The sequence below is a fragment of the Flavobacterium sp. HNIBRBA15423 genome (assembly GCF_052655965.1).
In genome coordinates, this window is sequence record NZ_CP199751.1 from 369312 (window position 1) to 395787 (window position 26476).

At 32.9% G+C, this 26476-nt stretch carries 27 protein-coding genes and 1 pseudogene; 21 read left to right on the plus strand and 7 right to left on the minus strand.

The window, feature by feature from the left end; genetic code table 11:
• Nucleotides 1-200 precede the first annotated feature (200 nt).
• The 9 genes and pseudogenes from ACULEV_RS01560 (at nucleotide 201) to ACULEV_RS01600 (ending at nucleotide 10740) form a co-directional block, all read left to right on the plus strand.
• On the plus strand, nucleotides 201-1223 hold the full coding sequence (locus tag ACULEV_RS01560) for a helix-turn-helix domain-containing protein (RefSeq protein WP_445456933.1): 1023 nt from the start codon (nucleotides 201-203) through the stop codon (nucleotides 1221-1223).
• Nucleotides 1224-1729: 506 nt separating this feature from the next.
• On the plus strand, nucleotides 1730-4138 hold the full coding sequence (locus ACULEV_RS01565; RefSeq protein ID WP_445456934.1) for a TonB-dependent receptor: 2409 nt from the start codon (nucleotides 1730-1732) through the stop codon (nucleotides 4136-4138).
• Between the two features lie 4 nt (nucleotides 4139-4142).
• The gene (locus ACULEV_RS01570; protein WP_445456935.1) at nucleotides 4143-4979 is read left to right on the plus strand and encodes a DUF4249 domain-containing protein; all 837 of its coding nucleotides are present in this window, start codon (nucleotides 4143-4145) and stop codon (nucleotides 4977-4979) included.
• A gap of 210 nt (nucleotides 4980-5189) precedes the next feature.
• Nucleotides 5190-6233 carry a glycosyltransferase family 9 protein gene (locus ACULEV_RS01575; RefSeq protein WP_445456936.1) on the plus strand — a complete coding sequence of 348 codons (1044 nt, stop codon included), beginning with the start codon at nucleotides 5190-5192 and terminating at the stop codon, nucleotides 6231-6233.
• A 349-nt stretch (nucleotides 6234-6582) separates the two neighbouring features.
• A pseudogene (locus tag ACULEV_RS01580) lies at nucleotides 6583-6870 on the plus strand (carboxypeptidase-like regulatory domain-containing protein); the annotation flags it as partial.
• A gap of 30 nt (nucleotides 6871-6900) precedes the next feature.
• Complete coding sequence (locus ACULEV_RS01585) at nucleotides 6901-9009, plus strand: TonB-dependent receptor domain-containing protein (protein WP_445458506.1); 2109 nt, start codon at nucleotides 6901-6903, stop codon at nucleotides 9007-9009.
• 23 nt (nucleotides 9010-9032) lie between these two features.
• Nucleotides 9033-9929, plus strand: a complete 897-nt coding sequence (locus tag ACULEV_RS01590; protein WP_445456937.1) for an SDR family oxidoreductase — start codon at nucleotides 9033-9035, stop codon at nucleotides 9927-9929.
• Between the two features lie 390 nt (nucleotides 9930-10319).
• A complete protein-coding gene (locus ACULEV_RS01595; protein ID WP_445458507.1) occupies nucleotides 10320-10505 on the plus strand; it encodes a DUF6943 family protein in 186 nt (61 codons plus the stop codon).
• 67 nt (nucleotides 10506-10572) lie between these two features.
• The gene (locus ACULEV_RS01600) at nucleotides 10573-10740 is read left to right on the plus strand and encodes a DUF6943 family protein (RefSeq protein ID WP_445456938.1); all 168 of its coding nucleotides are present in this window, start codon (nucleotides 10573-10575) and stop codon (nucleotides 10738-10740) included.
• Between the two features lie 264 nt (nucleotides 10741-11004).
• Here ACULEV_RS01600 and ACULEV_RS01605 read toward each other — a convergent pair whose 3' ends face one another.
• Nucleotides 11005-11760, minus strand: coding sequence for an SDR family NAD(P)-dependent oxidoreductase (locus ACULEV_RS01605; RefSeq protein ID WP_445456939.1), 756 nt, complete (start codon nucleotides 11758-11760; stop codon nucleotides 11005-11007).
• Nucleotides 11761-11880: 120 nt separating this feature from the next.
• Here ACULEV_RS01605 and ACULEV_RS01610 point away from each other — a divergent pair, with 120 nt between their 5' ends.
• Nucleotides 11881-12234 (plus strand): winged helix-turn-helix transcriptional regulator, encoded by a 354-nt coding sequence (locus tag ACULEV_RS01610; RefSeq protein ID WP_445456940.1) that lies wholly within the window; start codon nucleotides 11881-11883, stop codon nucleotides 12232-12234.
• A 253-nt stretch (nucleotides 12235-12487) separates the two neighbouring features.
• On the opposite strand, the gene ACULEV_RS01615 is transcribed toward ACULEV_RS01610, so the two are convergent.
• On the minus strand, nucleotides 12488-12628 hold the full coding sequence (locus ACULEV_RS01615; protein WP_445456941.1) for a hypothetical protein: 141 nt from the start codon (nucleotides 12626-12628) through the stop codon (nucleotides 12488-12490).
• Nucleotides 12629-12871: 243 nt separating this feature from the next.
• On the minus strand, nucleotides 12872-13840 hold the full coding sequence (locus tag ACULEV_RS01620; protein ID WP_445456942.1) for a LysR substrate-binding domain-containing protein: 969 nt from the start codon (nucleotides 13838-13840) through the stop codon (nucleotides 12872-12874).
• Nucleotides 13841-13939: 99 nt separating this feature from the next.
• On the opposite strand from ACULEV_RS01620, the gene ACULEV_RS01625 reads away from it, so the two are divergent.
• The 5 genes from ACULEV_RS01625 to ACULEV_RS01645 all read left to right on the plus strand — a co-directional run bounded on the left by ACULEV_RS01625 (nucleotide 13940) and on the right by ACULEV_RS01645 (nucleotide 17451).
• Complete coding sequence (locus tag ACULEV_RS01625) at nucleotides 13940-14860, plus strand: alpha/beta fold hydrolase (protein ID WP_445456943.1); 921 nt, start codon at nucleotides 13940-13942, stop codon at nucleotides 14858-14860.
• Nucleotides 14861-14888: 28 nt separating this feature from the next.
• Nucleotides 14889-15305: an OsmC family protein gene (locus tag ACULEV_RS01630; protein ID WP_445456944.1), complete on the plus strand. Its 417-nt coding sequence runs from the start codon at nucleotides 14889-14891 to the stop codon at nucleotides 15303-15305.
• 132 nt (nucleotides 15306-15437) lie between these two features.
• Entirely contained in the window at nucleotides 15438-16019 is a 582-nt protein-coding gene (locus ACULEV_RS01635; RefSeq protein ID WP_445456945.1) for a Crp/Fnr family transcriptional regulator, read from the plus strand.
• An 88-nt stretch (nucleotides 16020-16107) separates the two neighbouring features.
• Nucleotides 16108-16998, plus strand: coding sequence for an MBL fold metallo-hydrolase (locus ACULEV_RS01640; RefSeq protein ID WP_445456946.1), 891 nt, complete (start codon nucleotides 16108-16110; stop codon nucleotides 16996-16998).
• Between the two features lie 63 nt (nucleotides 16999-17061).
• Nucleotides 17062-17451, plus strand: coding sequence for a nuclear transport factor 2 family protein (locus ACULEV_RS01645; protein ID WP_445456947.1), 390 nt, complete (start codon nucleotides 17062-17064; stop codon nucleotides 17449-17451).
• A 20-nt stretch (nucleotides 17452-17471) separates the two neighbouring features.
• On the opposite strand, the gene ACULEV_RS01650 is transcribed toward ACULEV_RS01645, so the two are convergent.
• Nucleotides 17472-17801 carry a winged helix-turn-helix transcriptional regulator gene (locus ACULEV_RS01650; RefSeq protein WP_445456948.1) on the minus strand — a complete coding sequence of 110 codons (330 nt, stop codon included), beginning with the start codon at nucleotides 17799-17801 and terminating at the stop codon, nucleotides 17472-17474.
• Between the two features lie 111 nt (nucleotides 17802-17912).
• Between ACULEV_RS01650 and ACULEV_RS01655 the strand changes: the two genes are divergently transcribed.
• The gene (locus ACULEV_RS01655; RefSeq protein ID WP_445456949.1) at nucleotides 17913-18776 is read left to right on the plus strand and encodes an SDR family oxidoreductase; all 864 of its coding nucleotides are present in this window, start codon (nucleotides 17913-17915) and stop codon (nucleotides 18774-18776) included.
• Between the two features lie 9 nt (nucleotides 18777-18785).
• Here the strand turns inward: ACULEV_RS01655 and ACULEV_RS01660 are convergent, their stop codons facing one another.
• From ACULEV_RS01660 to ACULEV_RS01670, 3 genes are all read right to left on the minus strand, one after another.
• Nucleotides 18786-19823 carry a hypothetical protein gene (locus ACULEV_RS01660; RefSeq protein ID WP_445456950.1) on the minus strand — a complete coding sequence of 346 codons (1038 nt, stop codon included), beginning with the start codon at nucleotides 19821-19823 and terminating at the stop codon, nucleotides 18786-18788.
• A 21-nt stretch (nucleotides 19824-19844) separates the two neighbouring features.
• Nucleotides 19845-20747 (minus strand): hypothetical protein, encoded by a 903-nt coding sequence (locus tag ACULEV_RS01665; RefSeq protein WP_445456951.1) that lies wholly within the window; start codon nucleotides 20745-20747, stop codon nucleotides 19845-19847.
• 909 nt (nucleotides 20748-21656) lie between these two features.
• A complete protein-coding gene (locus tag ACULEV_RS01670; protein WP_445456952.1) occupies nucleotides 21657-22526 on the minus strand; it encodes a hypothetical protein in 870 nt (289 codons plus the stop codon).
• A 524-nt stretch (nucleotides 22527-23050) separates the two neighbouring features.
• Between ACULEV_RS01670 and ACULEV_RS01675 the strand changes: the two genes are divergently transcribed.
• The 5 genes from ACULEV_RS01675 to ACULEV_RS01695 all read left to right on the plus strand — a co-directional run bounded on the left by ACULEV_RS01675 (nucleotide 23051) and on the right by ACULEV_RS01695 (nucleotide 26471).
• On the plus strand, nucleotides 23051-23542 hold the full coding sequence (locus ACULEV_RS01675) for a rhodanese-like domain-containing protein (protein ID WP_445456953.1): 492 nt from the start codon (nucleotides 23051-23053) through the stop codon (nucleotides 23540-23542).
• Nucleotides 23543-23557: 15 nt separating this feature from the next.
• Nucleotides 23558-23893: an arsenosugar biosynthesis-associated peroxidase-like protein gene (locus ACULEV_RS01680; protein ID WP_130734070.1), complete on the plus strand. Its 336-nt coding sequence runs from the start codon at nucleotides 23558-23560 to the stop codon at nucleotides 23891-23893.
• A 93-nt stretch (nucleotides 23894-23986) separates the two neighbouring features.
• Nucleotides 23987-25039, plus strand: coding sequence for an arsenosugar biosynthesis radical SAM (seleno)protein ArsS (gene arsS, locus ACULEV_RS01685; RefSeq protein WP_445456954.1), 1053 nt, complete (start codon nucleotides 23987-23989; stop codon nucleotides 25037-25039).
• A 14-nt stretch (nucleotides 25040-25053) separates the two neighbouring features.
• Nucleotides 25054-25659 (plus strand): TIGR04282 family arsenosugar biosynthesis glycosyltransferase, encoded by a 606-nt coding sequence (locus ACULEV_RS01690; protein WP_445456955.1) that lies wholly within the window; start codon nucleotides 25054-25056, stop codon nucleotides 25657-25659.
• Nucleotides 25656-26471, plus strand: coding sequence for a purine-nucleoside phosphorylase (locus ACULEV_RS01695; protein WP_445456956.1), 816 nt, complete (start codon nucleotides 25656-25658; stop codon nucleotides 26469-26471). Before ACULEV_RS01690 ends, ACULEV_RS01695 begins: the two co-directional genes overlap by 4 nt.
• The last annotated feature ends 5 nt before the right edge of the window (nucleotides 26472-26476 follow it).

Sequence of the window (26476 nt, forward strand, 5' to 3'; positions counted from 1 at the left end):
AAGGCCAAGCATAATCATTCGCCAAAATTTTCGTTATCTAATCTAGAAATAAATCTGAAAAATGTATAATAATTTCAAGAAAATTGGTTGTTCATTGGGCTTGTGGCAGAATGTTAGATTTTGGTATTTAATAAATCTTCAATCAATTTTCGTTTTTTTTGAATTATTTTAGCCAGTTCAGAGAAAGTGTTCCATTAGTTATGTTAGAAATAATTCAAATTATCTCCCTTACTCAGGGCTTGTTTCTTTTAAGTGTTCTGCTCGTTAAACAAGAAAGTTACAAGCGGGTCAATTTCATATTGCTTTTAGGGTCAATTATTGCATTGCTTTTGAACATTATCGGAGATGATGATTTTAACCTATTTTTTTCTAATGTTAATTGGTATTTTTTCCAATCCCCATTAATCATTACACTGTTCTTTTTACTTATAAAATATCACAATTCCAAACAGGATAAATTTCAATTTAGGGATCTTCTCTATTTTATTCCGTATGTGTTTTTTATTACACTTCAAATCATAGATGACATTAACGGTTTAGGTAAAAACATATGGTTAATAACGGGAGAAGTTCTAGCAGGCGTAACACTATTGGTTTATTTAGGTTATACCATCTTTGATATCATTAAAAACAAAAAGGAAAGATGGATGCTGTTTTTTATAGTGCCTTATGCTTTATTGAACTTAATAGACGAAATTTCATTTATTATAACAAAAGATCATGATTATTTCTCCTTTCTAGAAACCTATGGAATTATTGGAGTATCAGCAATACTTCTCTACATAATTTTATTTAAGCTTGTTGTATCACCAAAATCTATACTACCAAAGGCTGATACCAAGGCTTATAAAGCTTCAAGTCTTAGTAAATCCAAAGCAGAGGTATATAAAAGAGAGTTTTTAACGCTCATGGATAAAGAGAAGCCTTATACCAATAGTAATATAACGGTCAACCAAGTAGCTCAAAAGATGGGTATTCCAAGACAGTACTTATCTGAAGTCTTGAATGTGTATTTAAAATCTAATTTTCAAGACTACATGAACAAGTACAGGGCTGAAGAATTTGCAGAATGCCTCAAGGATGACAAGTTCAAGAATTACTCCATTATGGGCATTGCCAACGAAGTTGGTTTCAAATCCAAATCCTCTTTCAACACTACTTTTAAAAAAATATACGGGGTTACTCCTAGTGAGTTTAAAAAGACATTATCCTCAGTAGTTTAAATCTCACTTTTTTTCCTTATTCTTCATAGAAGAATTACGTTCCAATTCCGCTTTCGGAATACCTCTTAGAAATTAAAGAAACCTCCACTTTCTGATGCATATCGGATTATTTCCTTCAATACAATAGCCAAATAGTAATATTGTGGCAGTATAAGGATAGCTATTTGGTATCGATAGCCTCAAATAGTACTGCCCAATTTGAAACGATTTTTTTTGAATTACCATAGTTTTTAAGCTTAAACTAACAAATCCTCATAACTCTAAATATGAAAAAAAACCAAAAATTCTACAGTTGGCAACGTTTTAAGTGCTAGAAACGCATTTAGAACCTTTAAAATCATACACTTATTAAAATTTAACATATTGATATTCAGAGTTTTAAAACCATTTTGATAACAAATGCGTACTGAAAACGAATTTGAAACCTACTTCATTTTTATCGCTATGGAAGCTAGTCTAATTTTACCTCGGTTGAATGAAAACCTTAATTAAAATTTCTAGTAATTATGACAAAAACAAAGCAATTTAAACTCTTTAGGTCAAGAAAAAGACACGCCTTATTTGTGGTGATGATGTTGTATCCAGTATTCTTTTTTGCACAAACAAAATACACTATTAGTGGTGTAGTCAAGGATGTTGCCAACGGTGAAACACTCTTGGGGGCAACCGTCGTTTTAAAAGGTACTTCGATTGGAAGTACCACCAACGAATATGGTTTTTATTCTATCTCAGCACCTGAGGGTAATTATACATTAACCATCTCTTATATAGGATTTACAACTTTTGAAAAGACAGTAAACCTTAACTCTAATCAAAACCTCAACGTTGAGATTAAAGAGGATGCCGCTGTATTAGATGAAGTAATCATCACGGCCGAAGAATCAAAGAAAGTTGACCTTCGCACACCACAAATGAGTGTGGCAAAACTTTCAATTAACGAGATCAAAAAGATACCTGTTGTTTTGGGTGAGGTAGATTTAATCAAGTCTATTCAATTACTGCCAGGTGTTGCCAATGCTGGTGAAGGTGCATCGGGCTTCAATGTGCGAGGTGGTGCAGAAGACCAAAATCTAATTCTTTTGGATGAGGCAATTATTTACAACGCTTCACATTTGTTTGGCTTCTTCTCGGTATTCAATGCTGACGCCATTAAGGATGTTAAACTTTATAAAGGAGGTATTCCTGCCCGTTTTGGAGGACGAGCTTCTTCAGTACTAGATATACGCCAAAAAGACGGAAATAATAAGGAATTTAAACTGACTGGTGGAATTGGTGCAATTTCCAGTCGTTTGGCAGCTGAAGCACCTATGTTTAAAGATAAAGGTTCTTTTCTAATGGCTGGTAGAGCTGCTTATGCAAATATATTTTTGGCCTTAGCTAACGAAAGTAGTAGAGCTGGATTTTACGATTTAAATCTGAAAACCAATTATGAAATTGATGAGAAGAACAAATTATATCTATCGGGTTATTTGGGCAATGACAACTTTAACCTTGGAGGAATTTTCTCTAATTCATACGGAAACCTTTCCGGAAACTTGAGATGGAATCATATTTTTAATAACAAATTATTCTCCAACGCATCTTTAATATACAGTCGGTACAATTACAACCTAGAAATCCCTATTGAAGGAATTGATTGGAAGTCAGATATCAACAATTATAATATGCGTTATGACTTTGGGTATTATGCAAGCGATAAATTAAAATTTGATTTTGGAGTAAATGGTATTTATTACAATTTTAATCCAGGAAACCTAAAGCCCTTAAATGCAAATTCAGGAGTTAATCCTAAAAAATTAGATGATAAATTTGCATTAGAAGCTGGAGTGTACACAAGTTTAGAACATAAAATTTCTGATAAGCTCACTGCTCAATATGGTTTGCGTTTTAGTTACTTCAATCGACTAGGAAACCAAACCTTAAACAATTATGCCAATAATTTACCAGTAGTTTACAACGAAGAATTAGGTATTTATGAACGTACTGAGCCTATTTCTAATACCAATTATGGCAAGGGAAAAAGCATAGCCACATTCAATAATTTAGAACCTCGGTTTGCACTTTCATATCAGCTAAACGAGAAGTCTTCTTTTAAAGCAAGTTATAACCGAATAGCGCAATACCTGCATTTAATTTCCAACACCACATCAGCTACACCATTAGATATTTGGGCGCCTAGTGGGAAGTTTCTTAAGCCACAAATTGCAAACCAATATGCTGTAGGCTACTTCAGAAATTTCAAGGATAATATGCTTTCTATTGAAGCCGAAGCCTATTTTAAAACAATCGACAATAGGGTAGATTACATCAATGGAGCAGAACTTATAGCACAAAATACCATTGAAACCGAAATTTTAATTGGTGAAGCAAGAGCATATGGATTAGAATTTTTATTGCGAAAAAACAAAGGCAATTTTACAGGTTGGGTGTCATATACATTGTCAAAATCGCAACAGCGTACACCTGGTGGAGCAGCAGGCGGGTTAGGAGTTAACAATGGTAAATGGTATAACTCTAACTGGGACAGAACCCACGACTTTTCGTTTACCGGAAGTTACAAACTCAACGAAAAATGGCAATTTGGGGCTAATATGGTATTCCAAACAGGTAGACCAGTTACCTATCCTAATGGAAAGTTTTTATATAATGGTTTATCAGTAGCAACTTATTCTGACAGGAATGCAGATCGATTACCAGCCTACCATAGACTAGACCTTTCTGCAACCTTAACACCTCGAAAAAATATAGATAGAAAATGGCAAGGCGAATGGGTATTTGGCATATACAACGCTTACAACCGTATGAATGCTGCCTCTATTTCTTTTGGTCAAAATCAAGAAACAGGTGCAAGTGAAGCTACTCGTACATCCATATTTGGCATTATTCCTTCTGTAACATACAACTTTAAATTTTAAAACAATGAAAAATACAAATAGATATAAAAAATTAGCAATGCTCCTTATTTTAATTGGAATATTAAATTCATGTACAGATGTCGTAAATGTGAATGTTCCAAACGGTGGCGCAAGATTGGTGGTGGATGCTTCTATTAAATGGCAAAAAGGTACTTCAGGAGAAACACAAACTATTTATCTAAGAAAATCAACTGCTTTTTTTAATAACAATCCAGACGCACCTGTTACAGGTGCTTCAGTAACAGTAACCAAAGTAAACGACGGGTCAATAGTGGTGTTTGCTGACCAAAATAATGGTAGTTACACTGCAACCGATTTTGTTCCAGAAATAAACGCATCCTACACTTTGGAAATCCTGTACAACGGTAACATCTACACAGCAACAGAAACATTAATTGCTGCACCTACTATTAATAGAGTTGAGCAAACTATTGAAAATTCTGGAGATGACACTGAAATTCAACTTCAAGTATTTTTTGACGACCCAGTAGATGTTGAAAATTATTATTTAGGCGAATTTACTCCGTCTAATTTACCACTACCTGCTCTAGCTGTTATCAAAGATGAATTCTCAGATGGCAATGAAAATTTTATTCAAAACGAAAATGACAAATATCTTGCTGGAGTAAATGTAGGTATTAATGTGTATGGTATTTCACAACGATATTACGATTATTTATACATATTGATTCAACAATCTGGAAGTGATGAAAATGGACCTTTTCCAACTACACCTGTACAGTTAAAAGGAAACTGCAAAAATGCCAATGATGCTAACGAAGAAGTATTGGGATATTTTAGACTAGGAGAATTTGACACTACATCATATACGATTAATTAACAATTAGGATAAAAGGTGGTTTCAAGTTACAAAAATGCGTATTCAGAACTAGTAATAAGGAATGGAATAAAAAAATGAATTACACCTATAAATTTTGAATAAGTATCACAAACCACCTTTATTTTTCTAGTCATTTCCATAGATAAATTGGCTCGAGAACATGTTAGAATCCGATAAACGCTCTGGAAACTTAAAACAAAAATTGCACAAATGAATCTAAAAAAAAGCATCAACGTAATAAAAAAGAATGCAGCTAAATATCTTACTGGTTGTTTTAAAAACAAGATAGGTAAAACGGTCAATAGTAATGATGAAGTAAAAAGAATCCTAATCTGTAGACCAAATCATAGATTAGGAAATTTACTGTTGCTTTCACCTTTGGTTCAAGAGTTGGAATCCACATTTCCAAATAGCGAAATTGATATGCTAGTAAACCAATCCTGTGCTATCAAACTGTATCAAAATTACGATAATGTGAACCAAATTATTGAATTCCCACAGAGCCTCTTCAAAAACCCCATAAAGTACATAAGAACTTGTAAACAACTTAGAAGCAAGAAATATGATTTGGCCATAAACGCTGTCAAAGAATCTTGCTCTGGAAGAATATGTACGAGCATGGCAAACGCAAAATGCAAGTTTATAGGAGACAAAGATTCAGACAAAAAAGAAATACATATAGCAAAACAAGTAATCTATTCCTTGAGAGCGTTTTTGCCCAATATAGGAGTCAAACCAAATGATGGAATTCCTGCTAGCTTGGACTTGCGACTTGCGAACGATGAACTCATCCATGGAGGTAGCTTGGTATATGACTTAGTGCAAAACGCACAACCAACCATTTGTTTATTTACACAGACCACTGATGTCAAATACGATACAGAAAGATGGTGGCTTAATCTATATGAACAGTTACAGCAAGCATTTCCAAATGTAAATATTATTGAAATACTTCCACAAGAAAATACCTCTCAGATTGGCTTCAGAGCCCCTACTTTGTATTCCATCGACATAAGGGAACTGACAGCTATAATTGCAAATACAGATGTTTTTATTGGTGACGATAACGGAGTAATGCATTTGGCTAGCGCATCGCTTACCCCTACTATTGGTTTATTCTCAAATGCAGAACTAGAAAAATACAAACCTTACAACGAGGGTAGTGCTGCCGTAAAAATCAATGAATTAAAAATCAATGAGCTGATAGTGCTTGTTGAAAATGCACTTTATCCAAATCTAAACACTTCGACTTGAGAATCATGAATAATATCACAATTCCACAAAGAAGTTTGTTTGGTTTTAGAGCTATAGTTTGCGCTTTTATTTTTGAGTTCGTCACTAATGTATGCGCAGGTCGTGCCTCTGACTTCAACTCAAAATACCTATAAAAAAATAGGAGATATTTTGCTTGGAACAATGCCGGATTTGGCTTTGAGCCTACAACTTTTAATACCTATTGAGGAATATTGATAACCGGTATGGAAAAACATTTTGAGTTGGTAATAGTGATTCCAACATACAATGTCAAATAGAACAAACACTCATAAGATCAAAAATAATGATTAGGACAATAAAATTCTTGTTTTTTTTAACTACAGCATTGATGTATGGCAATGCTAAAATTATAGTAACAGGAAAAATACTGCAAAAGGAAACCAATATCCCTTTAGAATACGCTACTGTTTCCTTCACAGAAACTGGAAAACCAAACCCAGAATTCGGTGGAATCACTGACGAAAATGGAACCTTCTCGATTGAAGTCGAGAAAGGAACGTACACTATAGAAATTGAGTTTATCGGTTTTAAGCCATTTTTTCTAGAAAATAAAAGGATTGAGAATGATCTGGATTTGGGGATACTTTATCTTTCAGAAGATGCAAAATTGCTGAGTGAAGTCATAGTAAAAGGGAAAAAAAGTCTATTGGAAAACAAACTTGACAAAAAGATTTATAATATTGGTCAAGACTTAAATGCGCAAAGCACAAATGTACTTCAAGCTTTAAATAATGTGCCTTCAGTTTCGGTTTCAGTAGATGGTAGTATTACGCTTAGAGGGAATAATAATGTACGTATTTTGGTAAATGGTAAACCTTCTGGATTAGTGGGTATTAGTGACGCCCAAGGGTTGGAACGGCTGTCTTCCAATGCTGTGGAGAGTATCGAAATTATAACGAACCCATCTGCTCGGTATGATGCTGAAGGCGCTTCTGGAATCATCAATATCATTCTCAAAAAAGGAAAAAATCTAGGGTTTAATGGCGCAGTTCAGACAGTTATAGGAATACCCGAAACCTTAGGTGTTGGAGGTAACTTAAATTACCGAACAAAAAAAATTAATTTATTTACAAACTTCAATTTTGAAGATTCAAAACGCCCAGGAAACGAATCAGTAAACACAACATTTTTAGACGAGACCACAGGTACAGCAACAGGGTTTTTAACCCAAAGTCAAGGCATTACTCGTGGTGGTTCAGAATATACATTAGCTATAGGTGTCGATTACTATTTTAACGAAAAAAACACACTTACTTTTATGGGCTTATATGACCATGAGGGTAATGACAATAAAGGTCTTTCCACTTTTAACACCTTCGATGTAAATAGAACTTTAATAAGTACAAGATTACGTGACGAGAGAGAATTAGAAGAAGATGCTAGTGACGAGTACACGTTAACTTATAAATCTATTTTTGATGAAGAGGAAAAACATTTGTTGACTGTTGAAGCCAAGTATGATAGCAATACAGAAATAGAATCGGCAAATTTTAAAGATACCTATACCTTTGGAAATTCTGAAAACACGCAAGACCGTACCGCAACCAACGAACGTCAAAACAACTTGTTGATACAAGCGGATTATGTGTTTCCGTTTTCTGAAACCGGTAGTTTTGAAGCAGGCTACCGCAGTACTATACGTACCATAAAATTCAATTCAACAGTTGAAAATTTTAATACAAACACCAGTAATTGGGAACGTGATACTAATTTAAGCAATCGAATGAATTATGGTGAAGATATTTACGCAGCTTACTCTCAGTATACTAATACCTTTGGCAAATTTAATATACTTGCTGGTCTCCGTTTAGAAGTTACCAATATAAATGTTACCCAATTTACGACAAATGTAAAATTTGATAAAAACTATAGCAACCTGTTCCCTTCATTCAATTTAAGGTATAAACTAAATGAAAAAAGCGAACTCAAAACGAGCTATAGCAGACGCATAAGTCGTCCTAGCTTTCGTGAATTAAATCCGTTTGCTGATTATTCCAACGATCTGAACCTCATTTCAGGAAACCCAGATTTAGACCCTGTTTTTACAAATTCTTTAGAGTTAGGGCATACTAAAAATTGGGATAAAATATCGTTAGAAACTACTGGGTATTTTCAGTATTCAGAAGATATTTTTCAACTCATAACTACTAATTCAGGTATGTTAAATGAAGAAAATATTCCTATTTTAATTACCAGACCATTAAATGTAGGTACAGAAAACAGATATGGTATGGAAGTATCATCCATTTACAGCCCAGCAAATTGGTTACAAGTTAATGGTTCGCTTAACTGGTTTCATTTTGAACAAAACGCTAGCAATGATAACACTATTCAAGATCCCAACGATAATAGTGAACTTATTACTCAAAGACAATCACTAAATACTAGTTCATCCAGCTGGTTTACACGAGTATCGTCAAAGATTGCTTTCCCAAAGCATATCGATTTGCAAATAGGCATTCAATATGATGCTCCATTTAAAGAAGTCAACACCACAAGACGCGATATTTTAGTGTCAAATATCTCGGTTAATAAAGAATTATTTAAGGGTCGAGGAGCAATAAACCTTAATATTTCTGATGTATTTAACTCAAGAGTTCGTCGCCAAGAAGCCTCTAGTAAAAGCTTCCTCTCTAATTCTGAATACCAATACTTTGAGCGTCAAATCAACCTTATGTTTACTTATAGATTTAAAAATACCACAGATTATCGTGATGATGACGATGATGATTATGACGATGATGAGGAAGATTAGTTAATTAAAAAAGAAAAGAGGAAATGACAAAAAATGATAAAATAATAGTGACAGGAGCTACTGGTCATTATGGGTATGCAGTTATTGAATCATTGATCAAAAATGGAGTGCATGAAAATAGGATTTATGCCATGGCAAGGAATCATACAAAAGTAGAGAAATTAAAATCTTTGAATGTTAATATTGTATGCGGCGATTACAACAACTATAGTTCAATGTTGAACGCATTTTCTGGTATTGACAAACTACTTTTTGTTTCAAGTAGTACAGTAGAAAACCGTAGTGAGCAGCACCTAAAAGTAGTGAATGCGGCAGTAGAATCTGGAATTAAGGATATTCTTTACACAAGTCAGAAGCATAAAGAAGTTAATTTTTCCCTCATTGAGTCTATAGTAAGTTCACATGTAGCAACTGAAGATGCCATTAAAGGAAGCGGTATGAATTATACCATATTGCGAAATGGATTATATATGGACATATTGCCTTCATTTTTAGGTGAAAACATTTTCAAATATGGTATTTACCTGCCTGCCGGTAATGGAAAAATAGGATTTGCATTACGAAGTGAAATGGCAGAAACGGCAGCAAAGGTTTTGATATCTAAGGGGCATAAAAACAAGACGTATAATGTATCAGGAGATAGCTATTCATTCTTTGAAATTGCAGAGTATATTTCTCAAATCACAGGTAAAAACATCACCTATTTAAGCCCTAGTTTAGATGCATTTCTCAAAACTGTGATTGATCAAGGAATGTCTAAAAGATGTGCTAAAATGATTGGTGGGTTCTCCGCAGCTACAAAACAGGGGGAATTGGAAAGTGATGGTTCACAAATGGAAAAATTATTGGGTCGAAAACCATTAACCGTGAAACAATATCTGGAAGAAACTTTTATGTGGAATTTTTTGAGTAATGTGTAAAGAACATATCAAGACAACACAACATCTTACTTTCTAAAATAATGTTTATAACATATTAAACCTATCAGAAAAAATGAAAAAATATGTCTTTAATACCCTTATAGGTTTAGTGTTTAAAATGCAGTAAATCTGCTGCGTAAAATGTTTGTATAGAATTACCCTCTTGATTGGTTAATAGCAACTAATCAAGACACTGTTTAATCTATACTTTATTGGATTAGGGGTTACTCCAAACTTCTCCGCCATCAACACCAACTGTTTAAAAGAAGGCAAATGCTTACATTCTTCGCTTCCGATAAAAAACAATGAAAGCGTAGCGGAAAAAAATTTTAATGGAAAAGTGTGTCTAGTCGATAAATCCTAAAAAGCCACGATATGATAAATTTTAAAATGAAACACTACCAAAACGGAGTAAAATACGCAAACTCTCATTTCTTCATCCTACACAAAGGGTTAAACACAGGCAAACCTTTGAATGAACCCTGCCCGAATTGTTTTGTTATCATTTTCCAATGTTCAGAAGATTGCGAAAACATAGAATCCATCTGCAAAAGCTTATGGAGAGTAAAATTTTGACATCAATTCTTTATAGGTTCTGTAATTCCCATACAGATGAATCAATGATTTTGCAAAAAACCTAAATATGAAAGCAAATGAAATAATGACTGATTTCGAGCAACACAAAAAGAACATAACAGCTCTTAAAATATTAGAGCAAAAAGAAAAACAATTTCGCAAAAACATCAATTTAATCAATGATTTAAGAAGAGTCATTTTATATCGCTATTGCAAAAAAAATAATCTTAGTTAACCTTTAAAATCAATCCTATGAGCATTTTTTTATTATTTCAAACCGACAGTTGGAAATCAAAAGCATCAAGAGTTTTTTGGAGTATTTGATAGCAGAACAAAAGCATTAGACTATGCAAAATGCAACGATTTGTATTGGTATAATTCTGAAGTTGTAATTGTTGAGGTGGTAATCAATCAATTTGGTGAAGTCTAAAAATTAAAAAAGCCCATTCCTTTTGGTTTGAGCTCTCATTTTGTTTAATTCAGAGGTTGCCTTTGCCTTTTACAATCCATAAAGACCCCCTGCAACAGTGATTTTCTCACCTGTAATCCACCCTGAATCGTCCGAAGCAAGAAAAACAGCAACTTTTGCAATGTCGTCAGGATGGCCAATACGACCAAGTGGTGTTTTTTCAATGATGGTCTTTTCTAATTCACTACCTGTAATTCCGGCTGTTCTCGTGCCTTCAGTTTCAACCCCACCCGGAAGAATGGAATTGATTCGAATATTTCTACCACTAAACTCTTTGGATAGCGAAACAGTAATAGCATCCAAAGCAGCTTTAGTAGCCGAATACTCAGACATCATGGCTAGTGGAGTAGTGCTAACTCCTGAGCTGATATTGATAATAACACCACCAGCATTTTCAAACAATTTTACGGCTTCTTTAATAGTTAAAAGAGGTCCCAATACATTAATGTCAAAAAGCTTATGGAACGCTTCTTCTGTAACGTCTTGAATAAATGCAGCAGGATAGATGCCTGCATTGTTGACTAAAATATCCAAAGAACCAAAAGTATTTTTAGTTTCTTCAAAAAGTCTGACAACATCAGATAATTTAGACACATCTCCTTGAACAGCGATGGCATTTCCTCCATGGTCAGTAATGGATTGAACAACCTTTTCTGCATCTTCTTTATTAGAAGAATAGTTTACGACAACTTTTGCACCCTCTGCTGCAAAATATTTTGCAATTGAAGCCCCGATTCCTTTCGAAGCACCAGTAACAATTGCAACCTTATTTTTTAATTTACTCATAATATGTTTTTTAAATTATTGAGCAAAGCTATAACACCCTTATTTATTTTAGTAACTTTGTTACCAAAAGTTACAATCACATCGAAGTAACACAGTAACATAAAAGTAACAAGAATCAATATGAAATGCAGTGAATTCAATACAGACGAACATAAGAGAGAAATGATGGCTGTGCAAGACTCTATGGACGTGCTAAGCGGAAAATGGAAAATATCTATTATCTCATCCATTTGCTATTATAATAAGAGGAGATTTTCAGATGTCTTAAATGATATTCCTGGGATTTCCAACAAAATGTTGAGTAAGGAATTAAAAGAATTAGAAATAAATAAATTAATCAAAAGAATAGTACTTGAAACCCAACCAATAACGGTTCAGTACGAACTTACAGAACACGGCAAAACTTTGCAAACAATCATAAGAAACCTCACAGAATGGGGCATTCAACATAGAAAGAAAATTATTAATGAGTAATAATTGACATTATCTTTAAATCTAAAAAAGCCTGATCTCACGACAGGCTTTCATTTTGTTTAACCCAAAGGTCACCACAACTAAGGTTATACTTATTTTTGTGCTTCTTATTTAGGCTTTTAAGCAGCAACGAAATAGTAAAACTGACAACAGCTCCAACTGATGCTAAAATAACAGTTTTGCAATATCTTCAGAATGAATATTCGATATAATGCTTAAAAATGTACCTCCAGCAGTACCAATTAATGTATGGTTATTCGCTGTCATTAGTTGTAGTCAACTGACTAACTGTGGTCAAAACACCACCTACAGCCACAACATAACCATCAATGGTAGTAACTATTACTGGCAAAGCCACTGGTGCTGCTAAAATCGTTCCGCCAACAGCAGCCAAAACTAAACCAATAGTTCGGCATTTTAAAAAACTTTAGTGTGGGAGCGGTCGCTCTCTCTCTCTACAATTTTATTCATAATCTTAAATTTCTAGGATTACACAATCAATTCGACACTTTCTTTCTCCGCTGAAAAAATCCTAAACGGTAGCAAAACCCTGTAAGTTTTATGATTTACAGGTTTTTTTTCTTTTTATCACTATTCAAAATGTTCATATTTGGGATTTAATCCATAATATAACCATTCAGCTTTTACTTATCGCTTTTTTAAAATAAGGTGAGTCATTCCAACTTATTTTCTTATAGTTGACAGTTTGTTTTAATTTTTGAGGCAAACAATCCCAAATGACTTCTCTTATCTTTTCAAGCAATACGTTTTTGGCAAATGTGTCCGAAACAACTAAACTAATTTCCCTGACTGGTTTTGGGTCTTCAAATGATTTATAGCCGTTATTCGGTTCTTCATTAATTATAGATAGTTCTGGAAGAATTGCAAAACCCAAATCGGCCCGCACTAAATTTTTTAAAGTTTCAATCGAGTTGATGTTGTAGAAGAATTTTTCTGGTGCTTTATTTTCGCTCTTCAAATTGCAAATATCCAGCAATTGCGCATTAAAACAGTATTCATCCTGGAGCAATAATAAATCGGATTTATTGCTTTCCGAAAGTTTGAAAAGAATGTCAGTATCTGAACCATATGATTTATTGATAAAAGCCACGAATGGTTCATAAAAAACAGGAAATTCTAATAAAGACGAATTTCCTGTTGGAGTTGCCATTATGGCAATATCAATAATTCCTTCTTCCAAATCTTTCATTAAACCTACAGTAGTTTCTTCTTTAATGGTAAAGATTATTTTGGGCAACTTAGCTCTTAAATCTTTGATTAATATTGGGATCAAGTAAGGTGAAAGCGTTGAAATTATCCCAAGTTTTATGTCTCCTTCCAATATATTTTTTTCATCAATTACAAAATCCCTAATGGAATCTACTTCTTTCAGTACTTTTTTAGCTTTTGCAATAATGGAAGCTCCTAATAACGTCGGTTTTAGAGGCACAGTTGATCGGTCAAATATTTTAATTCCTAACTCTTCTTCCAAACTTTTTAACTGTAATGTTAATCCGGGTTGTGATACAAAACAGGCTTCTGCAGCTCTTGCAAAATGCCTTTCTTTATCTAATGCGATGATATATTTTAATTGCTGCAAGGTCATGATTATACTTTTTATTTATGATGTATAAAAATTATTAATTTGATTTATAACTACAAACATAACACCTTTGTACCGTTAAATCACATAAAACAATAAAAAATGAAATTAAAATTAAATCTAGCAACTCAAATAAGAACTTTGTTTACTGCTGTAGTATTATTTGCACTATCTATTTCGGCAATTGCTCAACAAAAAGCTTCATCAGCGCGTGAAGAATTTATTGAAGTAGAAAAGAATGTTCGTCTTCACGTTACCGATTGGGGAACAGGTAAAACAGTTGTATTAATTCACGGCTGGCCTTTAAGCGATGCCATGTATGAATACCAATATCAGGAATTAGTGGAAAAAGGATATCGAGTAGTAGGTATTACACTAAGGGGTTTTGGTAAATCGGACAAACCTTATGGTACATATGATTATGATGTGTTTGCCGATGATATTAAAGTGGTGTTGGATAAATTGAATATTCAAAATGCAACTTTAGGAGGTTTCTCAATGGGAGGTGCTATAGCGATACATTATGTCGCTAAATATAACAGCGCCCACGTAAATAAACTGGCATTGTTTGCAGCAGCAGCACCATTGTGGACTAAACGAAATGACAATTCTTATGGATTTTCTAAAGAAGACGTGAACGGGTTAATTGATTTGAGTAAAACAAATAGACTACAACTTTTAGAAAACTTTGGAAAAATATTCGCTGCCAATGAAACAGCATTATCAACAGGCATTGCTAATTGGTTAGGAGGAATAAATTTAGAAGCGTCTCCTTATGCTACTACACAAAGCTTAATAGCCTTAAGAGATACCGATTTGCGTTCTGAATTATCCAAAATAAATATTCCAACCGCCATTTTTCACGGAACAAAAGACAAAATCTGTGAATTTGCACTAGCGGAACAAATGCAAAAAGGAATTAAAAATTCGTATATCGTAAAATTTGAAAATAGCGGACACGGATTGTTCATTGAAGAACTTGGAAAATTCAACTCAGAGCTAATCAAATTTTTAGAAAAATAATATTCAATAACCATTAAAATAAATAAAAATGAAATTTACAAGACAAGCAAATGCCAATTGGCAAGGAACAGGAATGGAAGGAAAAGGGACAATATCTACCCAAAGTACCACTTTAGACAAAGCACAATTATCCTTTAAAACCCGTTTTGAAGAAGGTGTGGGAACTAATCCAGAAGAACTTATTGCTGCCGCACATTCAGGGTGTTTTAGTATGAAATTAAGTTTTGTGTTAACCGATATGGGTTTTGTGACTACAAGCATTGATACCATTGCGAAGGTAACTTTTGAAGATGGAAAAATAACACTAATCCATTTAGATCTTAAGGCAAAAATTGATGGAATAAGTGAAGAACAGTTTCAAGAAGCTGCCATAAATGCAAAAGAAAATTGTCCGATTTCACAGTTATTAAATGCTGAAATTACTTTAAATGCTATACTTCTATAAAAAATCCAGTTTTTAGAAATTTAATAGCCACGAGATAAAAGACTTTCGTGGCTATTGCTATTAAAGTTACAATCCAAGACTTGTTTTCTCAATATCAAAATTGACTATATTTATACGCTTTAATGAAAAACTATGACCGAACTTCTTAAACAAAATATCGCAGCACATATTTCCCTTTCAGATGCAGAAACAGAAGCATTCTGCAATTTGTTTCAACATAAAACAATTAAGAAAAAAAGTTTTTTGTTGCGAGAAGGCGAAATTTGCAAATTCGAAGGTTTCGTTACCAAAGGGCTCTTTCGAGTCTATCATATTGACCAAAATGGTTTTGAACAAATACTCTATTTTGCCATAGAAAATTGGTGGATAACCGATATTGATAGTTTTACCAATGAAAAACCATCGCAACTTTTTATAGAAGCCCTTGAAGACAGCGAAGTGCTTTTAATTTCTAAGAAAGACAAGGAGTTTGCCTATGAAAATTTACCTAAAATAGAAAAGCTATTTCGGGTAATGACTCAAAAAACGCACGTGGCTCTTCAACGCAGAATGATAGACAATTTAAGTAAAACAGCAGAACTTCGTTATATAGAATTCGCTGAAAAATATCCACAACTTATTCAGCGTCTTTCGAACATTCAGGTTGCTGCTTATTTAGGTATTACCAACGTTTTTTTGAGTAATATTCGGAAGAAAATTGCCAACAAAAAATAAGACTTTCCTTTTATTTATTAAACTAGTTTAATGTTTTGAGATAGCTTACCGTCTCATCTTTGCAGTGTTAATTTAAAACATCACAAAAATGAAGTCAAGTATCTCAAAAGTATTATTAACAATTTTAATTTTATTAAATATGGAAACACAAGCACAAAGTTTCAAAACAATTGAAGCTAAAAATTTGAAACTTCAAGTTTACAACGCCTCAGAAAATAGTTTTGGAGTAGCATCGGTAATTGTATCTGGAAAAACAGATGCGGTTTTAATTGATGCCCAATTTACTTTGGCTGATGCCGAAAAAGTAGCACAGGAAATTAAGGCAAGTGGTAAAAAACTAACCGCCATTTTTGTTTCTCACGGTGATCCTGACTTTTACTTCGGACTGGAAGTTTTCAAAAAACATTTCCCTGAAGTTACCGCTTATGCGTCTCCTGCAACAGTAGAACATATCAAGGCTACGGCTCAAAAAAAATTAGAAGTTTGGGGCGAAAGATTAGGCAAAAACATTACTTCAAACGCAATTTTACCTCAGGTTTTAAAAGGAAATAGTATTGAATTGGAAGGCCAAAAATTAGAAATCGTTGGTTTGGAAGAATTCCCGAATAAAACTTTTGTTTGGATTCCTTCCATAAAAACAGTTGTTGGCGGAATCAATGTCTTTGGAACATCGTTCAATCTTTGGATGGCAGATGCACAAACTCCAGAAGCACGTAAAAACTGGATATCCGTTTTAGATAAAATTACGGCTTTGAATCCTGAAATCGTTATTCCTGCTCACGCCAATTCAAATTCTCCATTCGATATAACTGCCGTAAATCATACCAAAAACTACATTCAATTCTACGAGGAAGCTTTGAAAACAAACAAAACTTCGGAAGCTTTAATCAAAGCTTTGAAAGCAAAATATCCAACATTAACTTTTGAAATAGCCTTACAAATTGGAGCAAAAGTCAATACTGGCGAAATGAAATGGTAAAATCAATCCTCTACAGCTTGGCGATGCTTTGTGTTGTCAGGCTGTTCTTTAAACAAAGAAAAAATGACAAATCTTGAAATCGTAAAAAGCACTTACGAAGGAAAAACTTCGGAAGAAAACGGTAAAAATTTGGCTAAATATGTAGCTGATGACATTTCCTGGACAGAAGCCAAAGGTTTTCCGTATGCAGGAACGTATATTGGTTTGGAAAACGTAACCAAAAATGTTTTCAACCGTTTGGGAAATGAATGGATTGATTATAAATTCACGCCCGAAGATTATGTTGCCAGCGATGATAAAGTCGTAGCTTACGGCACTTATACTGGGACATACAAGCTTACAGGTAAATCATTCACTGCCAGAGTAGCTCACGTATGGAAACTAAAAGACAGCAAAATTGTAAGTTTTGAACAGTTTGTAGATAGTCAACTGGTAAATGATGCTATGAAATAAAAGCTAAACAAATAGTGTAATTACTCTTTTTCAATACTCAAATTGGCTTCAGCCCAATCAACAATTGATGTAAAAACAACATCAAGGCTTTTTCCAAAATCAGTCAAGGAATATTCCACTCTTGGAGGAAGCTCTTTATAGTATTCTCTATAAATCAAACCATCATTTTCTAATTGTTTGAGTTGTTCCGTCAGTACTTTTCTGGAAATTCCAGTTATCGTGGCATCTATTTGTCCAAACCTTCTTGTTCCTTTGGATAAATAATACAATATAGGTGCTTTCCACCTGCCTCCTATCAATTCTAAAGTGGCAGTAACCGGACAATTTATTTTCTTTTCGAGTAGTTCCATTGTTAGTTACGATTAGGTTACCAGTATTTTAATTGCATTGGTTACAAATGTAATCTTTTATTAGTTACTTTGTGTAACAAATAGAAATAGTTTAATTTAAAAACAAATAAAATGATTTTAGTAACTGGAGCCACAGGCCATTTAGGAAAAGCAGTTGTAAACCAACTTTTAACAAAAACAGGAGCAAACAACATTGCCATTTTAGCAAGAGATGCAGCCAAAGCGATTGATTTTAAAAATAAAGGAATAGATGTAAGAATAGGAGATTTTGACGATTCAACCTCATTGAATGAAGCCCTAAAAGGAATCGATACTGTACTATTGATTTCAGGAGCAGATCCAGTAAACCGTTTTCAACAGCACAAAAATGTGGTTGATGCGGCAATAAAAAATGAAGTGAATAGAATAGCTTATACAAGTGTTGTAATTGAAAACCTATCCACATCTGCCAATCAGTTTTTGATGCAAAGTCATTTTCAGACAGAAGACTACATCAAAGAAAGTGGCTTGAAATATACATTTTTCCGCAATAATTTATATACCGATACCATCTTGATGTTTGCTGGCGAAAATCCTTTTGAAACAGGCATTGCGTTACCTACAGGAAACGGAAAAGTTGGTTTTGCACTTCGTAGAGAAATAGGCGAAGCAATTGCCAATGATTTGTTGGCAACGACCAATGATAATAAAACCTATGAAATTACAGGTTCAGAATCGCATTCGTATGCTGAAGTAGCTTCTGAACTTTCAAAATTATCGGGTGCAACTGTAGCTTATACCGATTTAGAATCTAATGCTTACGAAGATTTCCTTAAACAAATTGGTGTTCCCGAACAATATATTCAGATGTTTAGTGCATTTGCAGCTGATATTAAAAACAATCAACACCAAAAGGTGACAAATGATTTAGAAAATTTGTTGGGAAGAAAACCCATTGCTTTTTCCTTGGCTTTAAAAGAGTTATACAATCTCTAAATAGTTAATCTATCGTATTTGATACCAGTTAATACCATCACTCTGTACTTCTATGCTGCTTGCTGCATTAATTGTATTTATAGAGCTTCCAGCTAAATTAATATAATTTTCAGTTAGGGATTTTGAAGCAACAGAATTATTGATAATAGTATAAATTCTGCCCGACACTCCTGATGCAGCAGGTAGTGTAACGGTAAATGTAGACCCAAGTGGAATGATAACTGTTTTATGACTCTGATTTAATATTAAATCTGCTGAAATAACTGTAATACTAGAGGCAATACTACCATTTACATGAAAGGTTGAGGTAGGTGTAATTGCGATGCCAAAATTACCAGCGTAGAGAAATCTTGCAAAAGTAGTAAAATTAGTTGCATTTGTATACTTACCAAAGGCTAGATGTGGTGGAATCCCTGTAAAATTAGATGTAAGCAGACGCAACGCATCAGTTGTACCCGTCTGGGCAGCTGAAACTTTCTCCATACCATAAGCATCACCTATGGAGGCATTATATATTGCAGCTATTCCCATTCTTGTATCTTTAGCAAATTCCAATCCGACTGGAGCCTGAAATTCAGTCCTTCCTCCTGAAAAAGTAAGATTATTAGCGCCCATCGTTACCGTACGAGTGCCAGTCAGGGTGCCATTACTGTTATAGAGATTGGTTGATATAGCCGATGAACCTATGGTAGTTTTCCATGCGCCATTGGTATAGACAAAAGCTAGGGTCTGAGCATTGGGAATAGTTGTTCCTGCAAACGTTGCACCAAAACCGCCTGTGGTGTTATTGGAAATGGTTAACAGGTGACCATTTATAGTAGGGGTATATGCTGTTATGGCAACAGTACCAGTAGCAGTACCTGTAATATTGGCCAGCGAAGTTTCTGTGTTAATATTGGCCGCATTAGAGGCCACAGTAAAACTTACCTCCCTGCGAGTAACCGCTCCGTTGACATCTAGCATGGTTCTGGGATCTATGGTATTTATTCCAACTTGGGCAAAGGATAAATACGGGATAAAAAATAGCAACAGAATTTTACTTTTCATTTTAATTATCTTTATAGTCAATTATTGTATTTGATACCAATTAGTACCATCACTCTGTACTTCTATACTGCTTGCGGCATTGATTGTGTTTACTGTACTTCCTGTTAAATCAATATAATTTACTGTCAGGGACTTTGAACCCACTGTATTATTAACAATGGTATAAACTCTCCCCGATATTCCTGACGCAGCGGGTAAGGTAACGGTAAATGTAGATCCAAGCGGAATAATTACGGTTTTATGGGTCTGGTTTAATGTTAGATTAGCTGAAATAACGGTTATACTATTAGCTATACTGCCGTTTACATGAAAAGTAGAGGTTGGAGCAGTAATACCAATGCCAAAATCACCTGTATTTGTGAATCTTGCATATTCAGTATAAGCAGTTGCAGTTGTATATTTTCCAAAAGCGAGATGTGCTGATCCTATATTTGATGTAAACAAACGCAATGCTGGAGATGTACCACTTTGGGAACTTGAAACCTGCTCCATACCATACACATCACCTCCACCTTCATTATAAATTGTCGCAATCCCCTTTCGGGTATCTTTGGCATATCCGAACCAATTTTGAAATTCAGCCCTTCCTGTACCTGTAAAGGTAAGATTATTAGCCCCAAGGGCTACCGTACGATTGCTTGTTAGCGTACCATTGCTGTTGTAAAAATTGGATGTTGATATGGTTGATGATCCCATTGTAGTCTTCCATGCACCATTGGTATAAACAAAACCTATGGCTTGACCATTAGGAATTGTTGTTCCTGCAAACGTGGCACCAAAACCGCCCGTGGTATTATTAGAAATAACTAACACATGACCATTGATAGTTGGAGTATATGCCGTTACAGCAACTGTACTTGTAGCAGTGCCAGTGATATTAGCAAGAGAAGTTTCTGTATTAATGTTAGCCGCATTAGTAGCCACAGTAAAACTTGTCTCTCTCTGAGTAACAGCTCCGTTGACATCTAATGTAGTTCTAGGATCGGTGGTGTTTATCCCCGTTTGGGTAAAGGATAAATAAGGAATAAAAAACAGAAGTAGGATTTTACTTTTCATTTTAATTATCTTTTGATTATTAAAAATTCTTTATATTTAAGTACATAATTTAACATAGTAATAATTTAGAAAAGGTAGTTGAAAATAGCAACAAAAACCTTTTTTCATTTTGACTCTTTTTTATTTCAAATGCTGTTGTCAAAATTAGGAGATAAAATGTTTTTATATCTTTTTTCATTTTTGAATTTAATATAGGACAACTTTTTATATTGTCCTTTGGTAGAACAACTAGACATAAATTTTAATCATTAAATATTTTTTTAATTTTAATGTATTAAAAGTTATAATCATATGAAATACAATAATTTAGCTTGTTTTAGTTTGGCTGTTTGTGTATGTTGTACACGTTTTACAAAAATAACAAAAAAACAACATTAAAAACCACTTTTTTATAAATTTATGCCCTCAAGATTATAAAAACTTATCTTCAAACTGACTCTTAAAGTTTATATGAAAACTTAATTACAGTGCATATTCTACTGATTTATTTTGTGTGGTTTCTTTTTCATCATAATCATCTCCAAAATAGTCATTGCTTTTATTGATACTTTTATTTTGTCATTTCTGTATAGTGTTTTTATGTGTCTATACGAACAGACAAATTATAAGCTTTTTTAGTATTAACTTTGTTTACCACTGTATGTCACTATTGCTTATCACAGTACATGTTGCATAACAAAACAAATATAATTAAAGAGTATATTTTTTTTCAAACTTAAATTAGTTTTTAAAATGAATATTTTTATTAAATTGCTTTAAAAGAGATGCCTCTTACAATCATTTTTTAATTTTTAAGCCTTGATTTATTAAATGCGTCGTCCATTCACTAGTTTTTTTTCCTTTGTCAAAAGCTATGTAACCTTCTGCTTTATAGTTAAAATTGTTCTTCCATTTTTCGTCTTTCGTCTTTTGTTTTTCAATATGGGTAATTAGGTCTTTTGTGTTTACATTATCTAATAGTTTTGCTTTTTTTGCAAATCTTAGTAATTCAAGAGAGTTAAGGTGATATGTCTCTGGGAATGATATGTCAGTTATATGTTTATTAATAGGTTCATCTTTGCTTAAACGTTTGAAAAATTTGTGTTTAAGCAAATATAAAATCCCTTTCTCTAATTTAGTGTCATACTTCTTTTCGTTTGTATGTTCTTTAAAATCTTGTAAAGCAAAAACGGATTTAGCCAAACCAATATAGCAAGGCGTCTTTTTAAAACAACCACCATATCTGTCAAAGTTGAAATTTGGTAAATCTACTTTTACCCCTCTTTCCATTGGTTGGTTTGAGTTAATCCACTCAACCGCATTTCTAACTTGTTTGTCATTTGCTCTGTCCAAACGACAGAGTGCAGAAACAATCATAGCATTGTAACATGGTAAGAACATTTTTTCGTCACCACTCAATGAAAAACCAAAAGGAGTTGCCAGTTTTTCATAAACAGTTTCAATTAACTTTTGTGTATAGTCTAATTTATAACTAAATGGAATTTCACTTATACATATAAGTCGCCAAACAAGAGCAAGAGGTTTGTCAGGTAAATTGGCCGTTATTTCTTGTACAAGTTTAGAATTTTGAAGTTTCTCAATAATTTGTCTAACGGAAAAAAATTGTCCATTGTCAATACCGATTTTTAATTCTAATGCCGTATCCATATTTTTTGTTGTTACCTTGTCTTTCAAAATTACTATTAACTTTTAATTAAGGGCTAAGAACTATATTGTACTTATAGATGTTATAGTGGCTTTTTTCGATTCTAATTCGAAGATTTTGGCACAAATAAAATTAATCGTTTTTTTGAATAATTTATAAATTCCGAGTATAATTTCTTTGAATATGAATTCAACGAATATTAGACCAGTAATTTCTCCTAAAATTCCAATTGTAATAACAATTAGTAATTCAGTTTTTCGATTCCTGTATAGCTATTTTAGGACGGGTCAAAAACGAGTCAAAAATAAATTTATAGCATTTATATAGCGTATATATAGCGTATATATAGCGTGTTTATAATGTATTTATAACGTATTTGATATGATGCCAAGTAATATAATATATATAAATAGTGTAAGTAGTAATTCATTTTAGTATCATAGAGATTTTAAGTAGGCAAAAAAAGGTAGTGTCTCTAAATTTCGAAAACTTATTGTAATTTAGCTTCAATATAAAATAAAGTAACATGAAGTGGTGGTATACCTTTTTATTTCTCAATGCAATAAACCTCTTGTTTTCTCAAGAAACAATCTCAGATGTTATAAGACAATTTAATAAAAACACGGTTGCCTATATTTCAGTAGAAGAATTAAAAAGAGAAAATAATAGTATACTATTAGATGTTCGTGAAATGGAAGAATACAACGTTAGTCATATAAGAAACGCAATTTTTATTGGTGATAAACATTTTAATAAAGATTCGGTAGCTACTATTATCCCTAATAAGAATGCTAAAATAATAGTTTACTGTTCTTTAGGAGTAAGAAGCGAAAATAGAGGAGAAGAGCTAATAAAATTAGGATATACAAATGTTTATAACTTATACGGTGGCATTTTTGAATGGAAAAACAAAGGCAATGAAGTAGTTAATAATAAAGATATAACTACTGAGGAAGTTCATGCTTTTTCTAAAATGTGGGGAAAATATTTGATAAGAGGTATTAAAATTTATAAATAAGATAAAAGATAAGAAATGGAAAAAACATATTATGATCCAGCAGATTTAAAAAAATTTGGAAAAATTGTAGAATGGAGCGAAGAATTAGGAAATAGTTTTTTTGAATATTATGGAAAAGTATTTGAAGAAGGAAGCCTTTCAGCTAGAGAAAAATCTTTAATAGCTTTAGCCGTTTCTCATGCAGTGCAATGCCCTTATTGTATTGACGCTTATACAGGTGATGGACTAAAAAGAGGAATTACAAAAGAAGAAATGATGGAAGCAGTGCATGTTACTGCTGCAATAAAAAGTGGAGCTGCATTAGTACATGGTGTTCAGATGATGAATAAGTATAAAAAACTATCAATGTAGTTTTTCCGTATATATGTAAAATAGCTAACACTTTGTGTAAAATCATAATTCTATTTTTGTAGAGATTATCAAAATTTGAATAAATTTAAAACTATGTTGAAATCGCTTCAAGCTAAAGAAAGTCCGTTGTCTAAAACAGAAAAACAATTAGAAATACTTTCAAATGGAATTTTTAAAGACGGTTCTTTACCCACTTTTGCTGATCAGATTAAAAAAACAAATCAATTTCCTTTAAAAACAAAGAAGATTGAAGTTTTACAGATAAATGTAGGTTACATGTGTAATCAAGTATGTGCACACTGTCATGTAGACGCAGGACCAGATAGAAAAGAAATCATGACAGTTGAAACGATGCAACAAATCTTAAATGTTTTAAAAACGACAGAAGTAAACACACTAGATTTAACAGGTGGTGCTCCAGAAATGAATCCAAATTTTAGATGGTTTGTGGAAGAAGCTTCAAAAATAGGAGTGAAAGATTTTATAGTTCGTTCAAATTTAACAATCATGAGAGCGAATAAAAAATATTATGATTTACCAGATTTTTTTAAAAAACATAATATACATATTGTAAGTTCCATGCCTCATTGGACAAAAGGTAAAACAGATGTACAAAGAGGAGATGGTGTTTTTGATAAATCTATAAAAGTTTTACAAGAATTAAATGAAGTAGGTTATGGAATACCAGAGAGTAATTTAAAATTAGACCTAGTTTACAATCCTTCAGGAGCTTTTTTACCTAGTAGTCAATTCTCTATGGAAAAAGACTTTAAAAAAGCATTAAAAGAGGACTTTGATATTCATTTTCATAATTTATTTGCAATTACTAATTTACCAATTTCTCGATTTCTCGATTATTTAATCGCTTCTGATAATTATGAAGATTATATGTATGCATTAGTAGAAGCTTATAATCCAGCTACAATAGTTAATGTTATGTGTACAAATACTATTTCTGTAAGTTGGGATGGCTGGTTGTATGATTGCGATTTTAATCAAATGCTAGGATTAAAAGTTGCCTCTAAATCAAAACATATTTCAAATTTTAATGAAGAAGAATTAAGTAACCGAAATATTGTTATTTCCCAACATTGTTATGGTTGTACAGCTGGAGCAGGTAGTAGCTGTCAAGGAGTTGTGGCATAAAAAGACTTGTTAAAATGAACGAAAACCTAATTCTAATATTTACTAGAAACCCCGAACTTGGAAAAGTAAAAACACGATTAGCAGCTTCTATTGGAGAAGAAAATGCATTAGAAATATATAAACATTTATTAGAACATACTAAAAAAGTAACTCTTGAAACTAATTTTGACAAACGTGTTTTATATTCTGAAGAAATAAACACAAACGATATATGGAATAATCACTTGTTTCAAAAGAAATTGCAATTCGGGAAAGACCTAGGAGTAAGAATGTATAATGCATTCAAAGAAGGATTTGACGATGGTTACAAAAAAATAGTAATCATTGGCTCCGATTTAATAGAACTAGAAAGTAATGATATAAAAGAAGCCATTAAAAAGCTAGTGAATAATGATATTGTTATTGGACCAGCTCAAGATGGAGGTTATTATTTATTAGGAATGAAACAAATTCCTGAAAATATTTTTAGAAATAAAGAATGGGGGACAAACACCGTCTTAAAAGAAACATTAAAAGATGTCCAGAATTTAAAACACTATTTATTACAAGAAAAAAATGATATCGATACTCTTGAGGATATAAGAGATGTTCCCGTTTTTAAAAAATATACAAATAAATGACACAAGAAATTTTAAACACAACCACCACATTTTTAAAAGAAAAAGGATTTCATAATTCACAAATAGGAATTGTTTTAGGAACAGGATTAGGTCAATTAGTAAATCATTTACAAGTTGAGGTAGAAATAAATTACACAGATATTCCAAATTTTCCTGTTTCAACTGTAGAATTTCATTCTGGTAAATTATTATTTGGAATCTTAGAAGGAAAAAAAGTAATTGTAATGCAAGGACGTTTTCATTTGTATGAAGGTTACACTTTACAAGAAATTACATTTCCAGTTAGAGTAATGAAAGCACTAGGTATTTCAAGTCTGTTAGTGTCAAATGCTGCGGGTGCTATCAATTTAAATTACAAAAAAGGAGATTTAATGCTGTTAGAAGATCATATTAATTTGCAAGGAGGTTCACCATTAGCATTTAAAAATGTTTCTGATTTTGGAGAACGATTTACAGATATGTGTGCTCCTTACAATGCTGATTTAAACACAAAAATAGTGGCTATAGCCAAAGAAAATAATATTATTTTACACAAAGGCGTCTATGTTGCAGTTGTAGGACCACAATTAGAAACAAGAGCAGAATATCGATATCTAAAAATTATTGGAGCAGATGCAGTAGGAATGAGTACCGTTCCTGAAGTGATTGTAGCCAATCATTTAAATCTGCCTGTAATAGCAGTTTCTGTTTTAACAGATGAATGCAATCCAGACGATTTAAAACCAGTAAATATTCCAGAAATTATTGCTGTGGCAGGAGAAGCAGAACCAAAAATGATTATACTTTTTAAAGAATTAATTCGTCAGATTTAAGAATT